13 protein-coding genes are annotated in these 14,244 nt (G+C 52.1%); 2 read left to right on the plus strand and 11 right to left on the minus strand.

The features are described from left to right. Positions 1-422 precede the first annotated feature (422 nt). The gene (locus tag CDH47_RS10380) at positions 423-1,856 is read left to right on the plus strand and encodes an aldehyde dehydrogenase family protein (protein ID WP_100639819.1); all 1,434 of its coding nucleotides are present in this window, start codon (positions 423-425) and stop codon (positions 1,854-1,856) included. A 61-nt stretch (positions 1,857-1,917) separates the two neighbouring features. Here CDH47_RS10380 and CDH47_RS10385 read toward each other — a convergent pair whose 3' ends face one another. Next, entirely contained in the window at positions 1,918-2,481 is a 564-nt protein-coding gene (locus tag CDH47_RS10385; protein ID WP_239985722.1) for a Crp/Fnr family transcriptional regulator, read from the minus strand. Between the two features lie 162 nt (positions 2,482-2,643). On the opposite strand from CDH47_RS10385, the gene CDH47_RS10390 reads away from it, so the two are divergent. Beyond that, entirely contained in the window at positions 2,644-2,832 is a 189-nt protein-coding gene (locus CDH47_RS10390) for a YgaP family membrane protein (protein WP_100639821.1), read from the plus strand. A gap of 90 nt (positions 2,833-2,922) precedes the next feature. Here the strand turns inward: CDH47_RS10390 and CDH47_RS10395 are convergent, their stop codons facing one another. The 10 genes from CDH47_RS10395 to CDH47_RS10440 all read right to left on the minus strand — a co-directional run bounded on the left by CDH47_RS10395 (position 2,923) and on the right by CDH47_RS10440 (position 14,179). Further along, positions 2,923-3,288: a MerR family transcriptional regulator gene (locus tag CDH47_RS10395; protein WP_100639822.1), complete on the minus strand. Its 366-nt coding sequence runs from the start codon at positions 3,286-3,288 to the stop codon at positions 2,923-2,925. Then, positions 3,269-3,571, minus strand: coding sequence for an integration host factor subunit alpha (gene ihfA / locus CDH47_RS10400; RefSeq protein WP_071264800.1), 303 nt, complete (start codon positions 3,569-3,571; stop codon positions 3,269-3,271). Before ihfA ends, CDH47_RS10395 begins: the two co-directional genes overlap by 20 nt. A gap of 3 nt (positions 3,572-3,574) precedes the next feature. Next, on the minus strand, positions 3,575-5,947 hold the full coding sequence (pheT, locus tag CDH47_RS10405; protein ID WP_100639823.1) for a phenylalanine--tRNA ligase subunit beta: 2,373 nt from the start codon (positions 5,945-5,947) through the stop codon (positions 3,575-3,577). A 60-nt stretch (positions 5,948-6,007) separates the two neighbouring features. After that, positions 6,008-7,006, minus strand: a complete 999-nt coding sequence (gene pheS, locus CDH47_RS10410; RefSeq protein ID WP_100639825.1) for a phenylalanine--tRNA ligase subunit alpha — start codon at positions 7,004-7,006, stop codon at positions 6,008-6,010. Positions 7,007-7,163: 157 nt separating this feature from the next. Next, a complete protein-coding gene (gene rplT / locus CDH47_RS10415) occupies positions 7,164-7,517 on the minus strand; it encodes a 50S ribosomal protein L20 (RefSeq protein WP_100639826.1) in 354 nt (117 codons plus the stop codon). Positions 7,518-7,561: 44 nt separating this feature from the next. Further along, entirely contained in the window at positions 7,562-7,753 is a 192-nt protein-coding gene (gene rpmI / locus CDH47_RS10420; protein ID WP_100639828.1) for a 50S ribosomal protein L35, read from the minus strand. A 97-nt stretch (positions 7,754-7,850) separates the two neighbouring features. After that, a complete protein-coding gene (gene infC / locus CDH47_RS10425; RefSeq protein WP_100639830.1) occupies positions 7,851-8,390 on the minus strand; it encodes a translation initiation factor IF-3 in 540 nt (179 codons plus the stop codon). Positions 8,391-8,392: 2 nt separating this feature from the next. Continuing rightward, positions 8,393-10,318: a threonine--tRNA ligase gene (gene thrS / locus CDH47_RS10430; protein WP_100639831.1), complete on the minus strand. Its 1,926-nt coding sequence runs from the start codon at positions 10,316-10,318 to the stop codon at positions 8,393-8,395. Positions 10,319-10,495: 177 nt separating this feature from the next. Next, the gene (locus CDH47_RS10435) at positions 10,496-13,108 is read right to left on the minus strand and encodes a TRAP transporter permease (RefSeq protein ID WP_100639832.1); all 2,613 of its coding nucleotides are present in this window, start codon (positions 13,106-13,108) and stop codon (positions 10,496-10,498) included. Between the two features lie 87 nt (positions 13,109-13,195). After that, positions 13,196-14,179 carry a TAXI family TRAP transporter solute-binding subunit gene (locus CDH47_RS10440; protein WP_100639833.1) on the minus strand — a complete coding sequence of 328 codons (984 nt, stop codon included), beginning with the start codon at positions 14,177-14,179 and terminating at the stop codon, positions 13,196-13,198. Positions 14,180-14,244 lie beyond the last annotated feature (65 nt).

Here is a 14,244-nt window from a genome sequence, read left to right on the forward strand (position 1 = left end):
CGCGAACAACCCGCGGCGATCAGCCAGGTAAACATCACAATAACCAGCAGTTCGTACCCCTTCGCTGATGGCAACATCCACACCATTGCCGCAATGAAAAAGCCTGCCGGAATACCACGCAAAAATGTCTCGCCCGGGGTCAGCTCCGCCAAGTGGTGCGATATATCCAGGATGGCCGTATTGCGCTACGGAATCCCGCGCTTTTCAGGAGCGTTACTCCGACCGGCTTCCTCGTCACTCATTTAACCATTGCTATTACGACGACCAGAAGCGTTAGTGGCACTCAGAGACTCCGGGCCAAATGCCCCACCGGTAGATTGGGGTCCCCCTGGGTTCGCTTGATCAACTGAAGGTCACCGCCTCAGGCCCAATATCCCTTCAATCTGTTACCATGGCCTAAATTCCCAATAAAGAGCTGAACCATGATGGATGCAAACAAGTTCTACATTAATGGCAAGTGGGTTACACCTGAGGGAACCCAGCACCTGGAAGTGATCAACCCTTCTGACGAGAAAGGTTTCGCCACAATCACCCTGGGCTCACAGGCCGATACAGATAACGCCGTCGCTGCTGCAAAACAGGCCTTCCCGACGTGGTCGGCCACTACCAAAGAGCAGCGTATCGAGCTGCTGGAACGCCTGTTTGAAACCTATAAGGCCCGGGCAGAAGAGATGGCCCAAACCATCAGCCAGGAAATGGGCGCGCCTATTGATCTTGCGCGCAGTGCACAGGTTGGAGCTGGCGCAGCGCATCTGAAAAACACCATCCGCGCACTCAAGTCCTTCAACTTTGAACACCCACTTGGTGAGCATGCACCGGACAACATTATCCTGCATGAGCCCGTGGGTGTGTGCGCGCTGATAACACCCTGGAACTGGCCAATGAACCAGGTAATGCTGAAGGTAGCTCCGGCTTTGGCCGCCGGCTGTACGATGGTTCTCAAACCTTCAGAAGTTTCACCCTTTTCAGCCATGCTTTTAGCAGACATGATCGACAGCACTGGCTTCCCACCGGGCGTGTTCAACCTGGTCAATGGCGACGGCGCCGGCGTTGGCTCGCAACTCTCCGAGCATCCAGACGTTAATCTGGTGAGTTTTACCGGCTCAACCCGCGCAGGCAAAGCCATCACTATTGCAGCAGCAAACACAGTGAAGAGGGTCGGCCTTGAGTTGGGCGGTAAGGGGGCCAATATAATTTTTGCAGATGCGGATGAAAAAGCGGTGACCCGCGGTGTACGCCACTGTTTCGCCAACTCAGGCCAATCCTGCAACGCTCCTACTCGAATGCTGGTGGAAAAGTCTGTTTACAACCAAGCAGTGGAAACTGCCGTGATGATCGCCAGCAAAACCGACGTGGGCCTTGCAGGCACTGAAGGTCGACACATCGGGCCCGTAGTCTCCGAACAGCAGTTCCAAAAAGTTCAGGGACTGATCAAAAAAGGTATAGAGGAAGGCGCCAGGCTAGCGGCGGGCGGTGAAGGCCGACCAGAAGGTTTTGAGAAGGGCTATTTCGTAAAGCCAACTGTTTTCGCGGATGTCACTCCCGGTATGACCATCTGGAGCGAGGAAATTTTTGGCCCGGTCCTCTCTATTACGCCTTTTGAAACGGAAGAGGAAGCAATAGAGCTAGCAAACGATACCGTTTACGGGCTTACCAACTATATTCAGACCTCCGATAAAGAAAAAGCACGCAGGGTTGCCAGGCAAGTCCGATCCGGCATGGTGGAGATCAACGGAAAACCCGGTTCTGCAGGCTTTCCATTTGGTGGCATGAAACAATCCGGCAATGGCAGTCGCGAAGGCGGCGCTTGGGGGCTGGAAGAGTTTCTTGAGATTAAGTCTGTCACCGACTGGTAATTCTTACCCCTGACGGCCATAAGGCCGACCAAGCGCCCCGGAGAACGCCGGGGCGCTTGTTTTATAAGCCCGTGACATCAATCCTGCCACGCGACAATTTTACTCTTCCCTTGCGCTCAAGCTCTTTCAGCAACCGACTGACGACCTCTCTGGCGGTTCCAAGCTCTACACCGATCTCTTGATGAGTGATGTGTATAGGGCTGCGGCGTGCCTGGAGCCATTCCTCAAGCCGCTCATCCATTCGGCGAAATGCCACCTCTTCCACCAACAGCATCAGATCGTCAAGACGCCGCCCGTAAGATTCCATAATCCCCAAACGAAAATCGGCAGACTGATCCATCAGCCTATCGAACAAGCCCCGAGGAACCATGGCTGCTTCAGACTCTTCCTCCACAAATGCCTCTGCCCTGTAACCATGCCCGGTCATCAGGCAGCCAATAGACAGAGTGCATATGTCATCCGCAGCCATACGGTAAAGCACAATACTGTTACCAGACACGCCAGTCATTTGAACTTTTACTGAGCCACTAAGCATCAGGGGCAGGCCCTGACAATGCTCACCTGCCCGGAACAGAACCTTGTCTCGCGGAAAGCGCATAACCTGAATACTTTCAAGAGCCTCCATCCGAAGCTCCCTGGGCAGTGTATCTAAAATACTATGATGCAGCATCAACTCTTCCCTGGGCTTTAAATAAGAAAGGGGTCAGTGTGACTTTATCACTGAACGGGCACAGGGTGCCGGCTAAAGTAGGCATTGTAGCCTCATACCAACACAGGAGAAGGGATTATGAGCGTTAATATGGGATCTGCAGACAGAATCATTCGTGCCATTGTTGGCATTGTACTTCTGGCGCTGGTGTTCGTTGGCCCGCAAACTCCTTGGGGCTGGATTGGTATTGTGCCTTTGGTGACAGCGCTCGCAGGCAACTGCCCTGCGTATTCACTGCTGGGGATTAAAACCTGTAAAAAGCAGTAGATTGACACATTGGCCAGGCTGAACAACTGGCACAAAAAAGCCGAAGTGATGAAGAATCGCTTCGGCTTTTCTATATAAAGAGGCTCTTGTCTATTTTGTTGGCGCGTTCAGTACGTCCAGAACCTCTTCCAATTCAGTAATCATTTGCCGGATAAGCTGCTTGTATTGGGTCGTGTCATCTTTTACTTCATGGCTACTAAGCTTCTGCTTGGCCCCACCAATAGTATAACCCTGCTCGTACAACAAGCTGCGTATCTGGCGTATGGTTATCACATCCGCACGCTGGTAGTAGCGGCGGTTCCCGCGGCGCTTGACAGGTGACAGCTGCGGAAACTCCTGTTCCCAGTAGCGCAAAACGTGCGCCTTTACAGCGCACAGCTCTGCTACTTCACCAATCGTAAAGTAACGCTTCCCGGGAATGGTGGGCAGTTCGTTGTTATGACTGGGTTCCAACATACGCTTCTACTTTCTGTTTCAGTTTCTGACCCGGGCGAAACGTTACAACGCGTCGTGCGCTTATAGGAATTTCTTCACCGGTTTTTGGGTTTCGGCCCGGCCGCTGCTTTTTGTCTCGCAGATCAAAGTTACCGAAACCCGACAGTTTTACCTGCTCGTTGTGGCTGAGTGCGCCTCTGATCTCATCGAAGAAAGCTTCCACCATTTCCTTGGCTTCGCGTTTGTTCAGACCCAATTCTTCGTACAAGCGCTCCGCCATTTCCGCTTTCGTCAAAGCCGCCATGTCTCAACTCCTCAGTGTTGCCCCCAGCTCTTCCTTCAGTGCGTCGATAACACCATTAAAGAGTGAATGCACTTCATCTTCATTCAACGTACGTTCAGGATGTTGCCAGAATAAGCTGAGCGCCAAGCTACGATTACCCTCGCCCAGGCTTTCTCCTTGATACACATCAAACGCACGCAACGCTGTCAATCGCTCGCCGGCATGCTTGCGGGCTACACGCTCTACGTCAGCAAACGAGACTTCACCACCGATAATAATCGCCAAATCCCGTCGAACTTCCGGGAATTTCGAAATTTCTTTGAAATTAGGCACATATCCAGTAGTGATTGAATTCAAGGATAGCTCAAACATCAGAATGGTGCCATTAAGTTCAAGATTTTTCTGAACCTGTGGGTGTAGCGTACCCAGCCACCCTACATGCTCTCCATCCCTAATGAGCTCAGCAGTCTGGCCAGGGTGTAAAGCCGGGTGTCGGCTACCAACAAACCCGATTTGAATACCCAGCAAACTAAAAAGCCCTTCCAACTCACCTTTTACATCAAAAAAATCTGTAGTTCTGCGACCATTCACCCAGTTTTCAGGATATTGCGGGCCAACAACCACACCGGCCAACATGGGCTGTTGTTCAATCCGTTGGCCATCTTGCAGAAAACGCAAACCTGTCTCGAACAAACGTATCCGTGGCTGCTGGCGATTCTGGTTGTGAGCAACCGTTTTCAACAAGCCACTCCAGAGGGTGGTTCGCATAACGGACAAGTCTGAAGAAATGGGATTCGCCAAGGCGATACCTTCATGCTCAGGATCTACCTGCGCCTGCACTTTTGGATCTACAAAGCTGTAGGTAATCGCTTCCTGATAGCCATGAGAAACAAAGTAACTCTGTATCGCCGACACTGGCCGAGTTGCTTCGTCATTTAAGCGCAACCCAAGCGAACCCGTAGGCTCGGTGACGGGAAGATTGTTGTAACCATAAATGCGGCCAACCTCTTCGATCAGGTCTTCTTCAATGGATATATCAGGGCGAAAGCTGGGCACGAGAATTCGCCAGCCATCTTTCAGGAGCTTATCAACACGCAACCCTAACCGGATCAGGATTTCTTCAACCGCTGTACGGTTAATTTCCAGGCCGAGCACATCCGCCAAGCGCTTGGAGCGCAGATCGATTGTGCGCGCCTTTGGCAAGTGTTTGGCGCTGGATACCTCAACAATTTCCCCAGGCTCACCGCCTACAATTTCCAGCAACAGTTGCGTTGCTCGCTCCATAGCGTCGCGGGCAAGTTCGTAATCCACACCACGCTCAAAACGATGAGAGGCATCCGTATGTAGACCATAGTGTCGCGCCTTTCCAGCAAGCGTAATCGGGTCGAAGTAGGCAGCCTCGAGCACCAAATCACGGGTTTTTGCATTTACACCTGAATGCTCCCCACCCATAACGCCTGCGATGGCTATTGGTTTTTCATGATCGGCAATCACCAACGTCTGTTCAGTAAGCTCAACTTCCTGCCCGTCTAGCAGTACAAGCTTTTCAGCGGGGCGCGCCATACGAACAACAATGCCCGTACTAATCTCATCGCGATCAAATGCGTGCAGGGGCTGCCCCTGCTCCAGCATTACAAAGTTGGTCACATCCACCGCTGCATCAATAGAGCGCAAGCCGGAACGACGGAGTTTCTCCTGCATCCACAAGGGCGTTTCGGCTTGAAGGTTCACATTCCGAAGAATGCGCCCCAAGTAGCGCGGACAACCTTCCGGTGCGTCCACACGGATATCGGGAACCTCTGAGTGCACAGCCTCTACTGGCTCAATATGTGGTGCTTCTGGAACCATGCTATTCAAAACGCCCACTTCGCGAGCAATGCCTTTAATAGAAAGGCAATCGCTACGGTTGGGAGTCAAATCCACGTCGATGGCCACATCATTCAGCCTGAGGTAGTCACTCAAGGACACCCCAACCGGAGCGTCAGAGGGCAACTCCATCAACCCTTCATGGCTTTCTGACAATCCTAACTCGGATTCCGAACACAGCATGCCCTCAGAAGGCTGGCCGCGAAGCTTCGCTTTTCGAATTTTGAAATCTCCGGGCAGAACGGCACCAACCACTGCAAAAGGTACTTTCAGACCCTCGCGCACATTGGGCGCACCACACACAACCTGAACAACCTGAGCACCATCGCTCACTTGGCATACACGCAGCTTATCGGCGTCCGGATGGGGCTCAACGGACTGAACTTCTCCAACGACCACGCCCTCAAACTTGCCAGCCACAGGTTCGAAGCCATCGACTTCCAACCCTGCCATTGTTATCTGATCCATCAGCTCCTGAGAACTGATTTCCGGATTAACCCACTCGCGCAGCCACTGCTCACTGAATTTCATGCTGATTGCCTTGTCCTGATGCGGTTTCGACTGTTGATTCGGATGCCGTAAAACGTCGTATTAACGGAATTGGCGCAAAAAGCGCAGGTCGTTCTCAAAGAACATGCGCAGATCGTTTACGCCATAACGGAGCATGGCAAGGCGTTCGACGCCCATACCAAACGCAAAGCCGCGATATTCCTCGGCATCAATGCCGCAATGTTCAAATACTTTCGGGTGCACCATGCCGCAACCCATAATCTCCAGCCACTTGATGCTGCCATCGGCTTCACGCCCCCACTCAATATCCACCTCTGCGGAAGGCTCGGTGAAAGGGAAGTAAGAAGGCCGGAAACGAACCTGAAGGTCCCGCTCAAAAAATACTCGCAGGAACTCCTCAACCGTGCTTTTCAGGTCTGCAAAGCTGACATCCTTCTCAACCAGCAACCCCTCAACCTGATGGAACATAGGGGTATGGGTCATATCCGAATCGCAGCGATACACCCGCCCGGGGCAAATCATGCGAAACGGTGGCTTCCCCGCTTCCATGGTACGGATCTGTACCGGAGAGGTGTGTGTACGCAACAAAGTGCCAGGGTTAAAGTAGAAGGTATCGTGCATTGCCCGAGCCGGGTGATGGCCTGGAATGTTGAGGGCTTCAAAGTTGTGGTAATCGTCCTCAATCTCCGGCCCCTGCTCTACGGTATAACCGGCACGGGAGAAGAACTCTTCTATACGTTGAAGAGTGCGGGTAACCGGGTGCAGGCCACCCAGATCCTGGCCCCGGCCAGGCAAGGTTACGTCAATCGATTCACCAGCAAGCTTTTGCTCAATGGCAACTCTCTCCAGGTCACTGCGCTTGACGTTAATCGCCTGCTCAACCTGTCCTTTTGCCTCATTAATCTTCTGGCCGGCTGCGGGGCGCTCTTCTGCAGAAAGTTTGCCCAAGGTCTTTGCCTGCTGAGTAATGGCGCCTTTCTTGCCAAGATATTCCACACGAATTTGATCAAGCGCCTGCAAGCTGTCGGCATTTTCGACTGCTGCTAAACCGTCCTGAACCAGTTGCTTCAGGTTTTCCATTGACCCTGCTCCAAACCAGAAATGAGGATTTCAAAAAGAAATCTTTAAACAAAAATAGGGGAAGAGCGTGCCCTTCCCCTATTAAACGGTGCCTGTTGCGCAGATTAAACAGCGCCTGGCACTCGATCGACTCGTAATCGATGAAAGAGCTAAGCGATCAAAGGGATGCTTTTGCAGTCTCAACAACAGCAGCAAAAGCCTGCTGCTCGTTCATGGCCAGATCAGCCAGAACCTTACGATCGATTTCAACATTTGCCTTCTTCAGGCCAGAGATCAAGCGGCTGTATGACAGGCCGTTAGCCCTGGCACCAGCGTTGATACGAGCAATCCACAGCGCGCGGAACGCACGCTTACGGTTACGACGGTCGCGATACGCATACTGACCGGCTTTGATAACCGCTTGTTTGGCAACGCGGAATACACGACTACGAGCGCCGTAGTAACCCTTGGCCTGCTTTAATACTTTCTTGTGACGACGACGTGCAACCACGCCACGCTTAACACGAGCCATACTTTAATCCTTCTACCTTGAAACCGTTGTGAGTGTATTCTGCGTTATTTACGGAGCATACGCTTTACGGAAGCCACATCAGACTTGGCAACCAATGAAGTACCACGCAGCTGACGCTTACGCTTGGGACTCTTCTTGGTCAGGATGTGACTGGTGAAGGCTGACTTGTGCTTGAAGCCGGTAGCAGTTTTCTTGAACCGCTTGGCCGCTCCACTTTTCGTTTTCATCTTAGGCATTTTTTAAAACTCCGCATTCTGTTTTTTTAAATACATCAATATGAATCTGAACGACGAAACCCCCGCCTTAGGCAGGGGCTCCATCACTGAGTCAAATTCACTTCTTTTTGCGGGGAGCCACAACCATGGTCATTTGCCGGCCTTCCATTTTCGGCCGCATTTCTACCTGGGCAATCGACTCAATATCTGCTTCGATGCGCTCCATGAGCTTCATACCAATTTCCTGGTGTGCCATCTCACGGCCACGGAAGCGGATAGTGATTTTGCCGCGGTCCCCGCCTTCAAGGAAACGTACCAGGTTGCGTAGTTTTACCTGATAATCCCCTTCTTCAGTTCCTGGACGGAACTTAAGCTCTTTGACTTGTGTCTGCTTCTGCTTCTTTTTGGCAGCTGCCTTCGCCTTTTTTTCGTCGAAGACCTTTTTGCCGTAGTCCATTATTTTACAGACGATCGGATCGGAATCTGTAACCTGTACCAGATCCAGGGTCGCCTCCTCAGCCATCTTGAGGGCGTCTGCGATCGGAACTACACCTACCTGAGTGCCCTCGGCATCAATCAGGCGGACTTCAGTTGCATCAATATTCTCATTGATCGGCGCCTTTGGAGTACGCCCACCCCGATTCGTTCGCTGTTTAATAGTTAAATCTCCGTCTTGATTCTGCCCTTACGCTCAACATCTTCTTTCAGAAGTTGTTCGAACGCTTCGAGCGATAGAGTTCCCAAATCTTCGCCTTTGCGGGTTCTCACCGCAACAGCGTTGTTTTCGACTTCTTTATCGCCGACAACGGCAAGAAAGGGAACTTTGTTAATTGTATGCTCGCGGATTTTAAAGCCGATCTTCTCGTTTCTCAAGTCAGCATTAACCCTAAAGCCTAAAGAATCCAACTTTTTCGCCAGATCCTGACAATAATCACGCTGATTATCGGTAATATTAAGGATTGCCACCTGTGTTGGAGCCAGCCAAGTGGGGAATGCCCCCTCATACTCTTCAATAAGGATACCAATAAACCGCTCAAAAGAGCCAAGTACGGCCCGATGCAGCATAACCGGCGTTTTACGCTCAGAGTTATCTGCAACGTACTGGGCGCCAAGACGGCCAGGCATGGAAAAGTCTACCTGGATAGTGCCACACTGCCACACTCGACCGATACAGTCTTTGAGAGAAAACTCGATTTTTGGGCCGTAGAACGCACCCTCACCCGGCAACAACTCCCAATCAACGCCTTCGCGGTTCAAAGCCTCTTCCAAAGCGGCTTCGGCTTTATCCCATACTTCGTCTGAACCCACGCGCTTTTCAGGGCGTGTAGAAAGCTTGTACAGAATCTCTTCAAAGCCAAAATCTGCATACACCTCATGAAGAAGCTCGATAAATTTTGACACTTCCGGCTGAACCGCATCCTCTTCACAGAAAATGTGAGCATCATCCTGAGTAAACCCACGTACTCGCATCAAACCGTGCAAGGCACCAGAGGCCTCATTCCGGTGACACGAACCGAACTCCGCAAGCCGTAAAGGAAGGTCCTTGTAGCTCTTCAAACCCTGGTTGAACACCTGAATATGACAGGGACAGTTCATAGGCTTGATGGCGAAATCGTGCTTCTCGGATTCTGTGGTAAACATATCATCACGGAACTTGTCCCAATGACCGGACTGCTCCCACAAATTGCGAGACACCACCTGGGGCGTCCTGATTTCCTTATATCCATGCTGGTGCAACTTGCTCCGCATGTACTGCTCGATTTCCTGGTAGATCGACCAACCGTCCGGGTGCCAGAACACCATGCCTGGCGATTCTTCCTGCATATGGAAGAGGTCCAGTTTTTTACCGAGCTTTCGGTGGTCACGTTTTTCTGCTTCTTCCAGGCGGTGCAGGTAGGCTTTGAGGTCCTTTTTGTTACCCCAGGCAGTACCATAAACCCGCTGTAGCTGTTCATTGTCGGTATCGCCGCGCCAGAAAGCCCCGGAAACCTTGGTCAGCTTGAAGGCTTTAAGCTTGCCAGTGCTGGGTACATGAGGGCCGCGGCAAAGATCGATAAACTCCCCCTGACGATAGAAAGACAGATCCTCATCACCAGGAATGTCTTCAATAATCCGGACTTTATATTCCTCACCCATTTCATCAAACAGCTTTACCGCTTCACTGCGGGAAAGCACAGAGCGGGATACGGGGATATCCTGTTTGGCGAGTTCTTCCATGCGCTTCTCGATTCGGGCCAGGTCTTCATTGGTGAAAGGCCGATCGAACTTGAAGTCGTAGTAAAAGCCGTTGTCTATAACCGGCCCGATAGTCACCTGTGCAGAAGGGAACAACTCTTTAACCGCCATGGCCAGTAGGTGAGCCGTAGAGTGGCGGATAACATCAACACCCTCTTCATCACGCTCAGTAATGATTGCCAGTTCGGCATCCTGTTCGATCCGATAGCTGGTATCCACAAGCTTGCCATCCACTTTGCCGGCAAGAGCGGCTTTGGCAAGGCCGGCACCAATGTCGGCGGCGACATCATGGACAGTTACGGGTTCTGCAAAACTACGGTGGCTGCCATCCGGCAGGGTTATGACGGGCATGAGAAGCTCCTGTTAATTGCTCAGCGGTGATCTATACCAGAGATCACATGGTGACAGCATTCCGCGATACAAACCGCGAGCCGTTTCGGGGGGCAGTTTAACAGAAAAAACCCCGACAGGTTAATGCCGGGGTTTACTTAGAGCCATACCAAGCGGTTTTACTGCCGGGCTATCAGTTTACTGGGCCGACGGCACAAAAGGAGGCCGCTCACCTTCACCAGCCCTGCGCCGAAGCTGTGCAAAGGCAAGAAGGCCGAGCAAGAGCAGTGCCGGAATGAACATTAACTCTTTTGGCGGGCGCGGGTTTGGCACCTGCACCACATCAACTGTCCAGCCAAAACCCAACCCGGCTTTTTCTGCATCGCTACCAAAGTTGACAAAATCAACGTTCATAACATCGCCGGCCTCGGACACCTCCAACCCAGCAGCCGCCAATCGCTGCTCTGGTGTATCAGCTGCAGGTAATGGCAACTTCAGGTACTTGGACACATCCTCACCCGAAAACGACATGCCAGTGGCCTGCAACACGATAGCCTGATCCGGGGCAATATCATCGATATGCTCCATCAGCTCTGAACCGGGACGATCAATGGCGGGCGGGTATATTTCATCCCACCAAAAGCCGGGGCGGAACAGCGTAAAGGTAATCAGCAGAAGGCCAATGGTTTCCCACCAACGGGTTTTGGTAAACCAGAAGCCCTGAGTGGCTGCCGAAAACACCAGCATGGCAGTCACAGCACTAAACACCGTCACCAACAAGTCAAACCACCCTGTCAGCCCAATCAACAACAACTGAGTATTGAAGATGAACATAAAAGGCAAAATGGCGGTTCGTATATCGTAGGTGAAGCCCTGTATACCCGTTCGTATTGGATCTGCCCCGGATATCGCTGCGGCAGCATAGGCAGCCAGCCCTACTGGCGGCGTGTCATCCGCCAAGATCCCGAAGTAAAATACAAACAAGTGAACGGCAATCAAAGGCACCAACAAACCGTTTTCTGCACCCAGTGTTACAATAACCGGCGCCATGAGGGTAGACACCACAATGTAGTTAGCCGTAGTCGGTAGCCCCATCCCAAGTATCAGGCTGATAACTGCAGTGAAAGCCAGCATCAGCAGCAGATTACCGCCGGAGATGAACTCAACAAACTGAGTCATTACCAAGCCGATACCGGTCAAAGTAACCGTTCCCACTACAATGCCTGCAGTAGCTGTAGCCACACCAATACCCACCATGTTGCGAGCACCGGTGACCAGCGACTGGGCCAGATCCAGGCCTCCCTGTTTCAGCCCACCCGTGTAATTACCACTGTTCTTGAAAAAGGCCTTCAGTGGGCGCTGGGTAATGATGATAAACACCATGAACACGGTAGCCCAAAAGGCCGATAGCTGTGGCGAGAAGCGCTCCACTGTCAGGCACCAGACCAGCACAACGACTGGCAACAGAAAGTACAACCCGGTTTTTACCGTGGGCCCGACTGGTGGCAGCTGCTCCATGAGTGAATCCGGAGCATCCTCCTCCAGATCGGGAAAGCGCGAGCCGTAGCCCACAAGCCCGACATAAATAGCCACCAGAAGCGGCGCAAGTATCCACATGGCGGCGCTGCCGAACACGCCTTTCATCCAGCCAACTCCATAATATACGGCCAGAGTCAACACACTCAGCCCCAAGAGAAGCATTACCCACACGAGCATACGCTGGGCGAGGGTCGGCTTGTTCTGGCGCTCAACCCCCTTCATATTCATCTTGCAAGCTTCCAGGTGCACAATATAAATGAGCGCCACGTAGGAAATCATCGCCGGCAAAATGGCATGCTTGATCACTTCAAGGTAGGAAATACCCACGTACTCAACCATCAAAAATGCCGCCGCACCCATGATGGGTGGCGTTAACTGCCCATTGGTTGAGGCTGCCACCTCGACCGCGCCAGCTTTGGTGGCCGGGAAGCCCACCTTTTTCATTAGCGGAATGGTGAAGGTTCCCGTGGTAACTACGTTTGCAATGGAGGAGCCGGAAATAACACCACTGAGACCACTGGCGACGACCGCCGCTTTTGCAGGCCCTCCACGCATGTGGCCAAGCATGGCGTAAGCCACCTTGATAAAGTAATTTCCCGCTCCAGCGCGTTCTAGCAAAGCGCCAAACAGAACGAACAGGAAGACAAAACTGGTAGACACACCCAGAGCAACACCGAATACACCTTCGGTGCCAAGCCACTGGTGCGATGCGAGCTTGTTCAGGCTTGCTCCTTTGTGGGAAATCACATCCGGCATGTAGGGGCCGGCAAGGGAGTAAACAATGAATACACCCGCAACAATCGTAAGGGGAAGGCCCAGCGCGCGGCGGGTAGCCTCAAGCAACAGCACAAGCCCGGTCAGGGCCACTACAAGGTCCTGCGTGTTAGGTGAGCCCGGACGGCTTGCTAACTGGTCATAAAAAACATACAGGTATGACGCCGTAGCCGCTGCCGCTAGTGCGAGTATCCAGTCAAAGACAGGCACTTTATTGACGTGCCTGCCTCGAATCATTGGAAATGCCGCAAATGCCAGGAATGAGGCGAACGCCAAGTGAATCGAACGCGACTCTGTAGAGTTGAGCACGCCAAATTCAAAAATATAGGGTAATGGTGATGCTATCCAAAGCTGGAAAAGAGACCAGAGCAAAGGAACAACAAAAAGAATGATCGCAGCAGATCCGGTAGCAGCCCTTCCACCGGATTCGGTTTGAAGAAACTCCTCCACCTTCTGCTTATCGATGCCATCCCCGACTCTCGGGTCGCTATTGGTCATAGCAGAATCCTGTAAGAGGGAAACAATAGATTAATTAAGGCTGCGGGCAGAATTCGCCCGCAGCTATTTCATGCGCCTGGGATCAGATTACTCAATCAGGCCGGCTTCTTTGTAGTACTTGGCTGCGCCAGGGTGCAGCGGAGCACTCAAGGCATCTGAAACCATTTCTTCCTTCTTCAGGTTTGCGAAAGCTGGGTGCAGACGCTTGAAGCTGTCGAAGTTTTCAAATACCGCTTTGACAACCTCGTAAACTACTTCGTTAGGCACATCCGTTGAAGAAACAAAGGTTGCCGCCACGCCGAAGGTGGTTACGTCGTTATCAGAGCCACGGTACATGCCTCCGGGAATGACCGCCTTCCGGTAATACGGGTTGTCATCAATCAGTTTTTTAGCTGAATCGTTGTATACGTTCACCAGAACGCTGTCACACGATGTGGTTGCTTCTTTGATTGCACCAGAAGGGTGACCGACCGTGTAGAAGAAGGCATCAATGTTGCCATCACACAGAGCCTGAGATTGCTCTGCAGCCTTTAGCTCGGCAGCCAGAGAGAACTTGTCCATGGTCCAGCCCATTTCGTCCATCAGAACCTCAGCTGTGGCACGCTGGCCTGAGCCTGGGTTACCAACAGAAACCCGTTTGCCAGCCAGGTCTTCAAAGTTCTTGATACCTGAACCCTTGCTGGCGACAACAGTAAACGGCTCCGGGTGCAGGGAGAACACAGCACGCAGATTTGTGTTGGCACCACTGTCTTTGAACTGGCTGGTGCCATTGTAGGCGTGGTACTGCCAGTCAGATTGAGCAACCGCAAGATCCAGTTCGCCCTGGCTGATCGCGTTCAGGTTGTAAACAGACCCACCCGTACTTTCTACAGAGCAGCGAATACCGTGCTCTTTACGATCCATATTAACCAAGCGGCAAATAGCGCCACCTGCCGGGTAATAAACGCCGGTAACACCACCGGTGCCGATAGTAACAAAACGTTGCTCCTGTGCGGAAACAGCTGTGGAGGCAGCGCCCAGAGTAACAGCCGCAGCAACTGCGAATGCAGAGGCTTTAAGTTTCAGTGTCATGTCAATCATTCCTTATTGTCATCGTTGTATTCAACTACCCGCCTGAAGACTCGGGCAAGCATCGC

It is taken from the genome of Marinobacter salexigens, assembly GCF_002806945.1.
In the GTDB taxonomy this organism is placed as follows: Bacteria; Pseudomonadota; Gammaproteobacteria; order Pseudomonadales; family Oleiphilaceae; genus Marinobacter; species Marinobacter salexigens.

Excerpts from the sequence above, each read along its gene's own strand:
- CDH47_RS10380 (WP_100639819.1), top strand. The coding sequence starts at position 423 with ATGATGGATGCAAACAAGTTCTACATTAATGGCAAGTGGGTTACACCT.
- CDH47_RS10385 (WP_239985722.1), bottom strand. The coding sequence starts at position 2,481 with ATGGAGGCTCTTGAAAGTATTCAGGTTATGCGCTTTCCGCGAGACAAG.
- CDH47_RS10390 (WP_100639821.1), top strand. The coding sequence starts at position 2,644 with ATGAGCGTTAATATGGGATCTGCAGACAGAATCATTCGTGCCATTGTT.
- CDH47_RS10395 (WP_100639822.1), bottom strand. The coding sequence starts at position 3,288 with ATGTTGGAACCCAGTCATAACAACGAACTGCCCACCATTCCCGGGAAG.
- ihfA (WP_071264800.1), bottom strand. The coding sequence starts at position 3,571 with ATGGCGGCTTTGACGAAAGCGGAAATGGCGGAGCGCTTGTACGAAGAA.
- pheT (WP_100639823.1), bottom strand. The coding sequence starts at position 5,947 with ATGAAATTCAGTGAGCAGTGGCTGCGCGAGTGGGTTAATCCGGAAATC.
- pheS (WP_100639825.1), bottom strand. The coding sequence starts at position 7,006 with ATGGAAAACCTGAAGCAACTGGTTCAGGACGGTTTAGCAGCAGTCGAA.
- rplT (WP_100639826.1), bottom strand. The coding sequence starts at position 7,517 with ATGGCTCGTGTTAAGCGTGGCGTGGTTGCACGTCGTCGTCACAAGAAA.
- rpmI (WP_100639828.1), bottom strand. The coding sequence starts at position 7,753 with ATGCCTAAGATGAAAACGAAAAGTGGAGCGGCCAAGCGGTTCAAGAAA.
- thrS (WP_100639831.1), bottom strand. The coding sequence starts at position 10,318 with ATGCCCGTCATAACCCTGCCGGATGGCAGCCACCGTAGTTTTGCAGAA.
- CDH47_RS10435 (WP_100639832.1), bottom strand. The coding sequence starts at position 13,108 with ATGACCAATAGCGACCCGAGAGTCGGGGATGGCATCGATAAGCAGAAG.
- CDH47_RS10440 (WP_100639833.1), bottom strand. The coding sequence starts at position 14,179 with ATGACACTGAAACTTAAAGCCTCTGCATTCGCAGTTGCTGCGGCTGTT.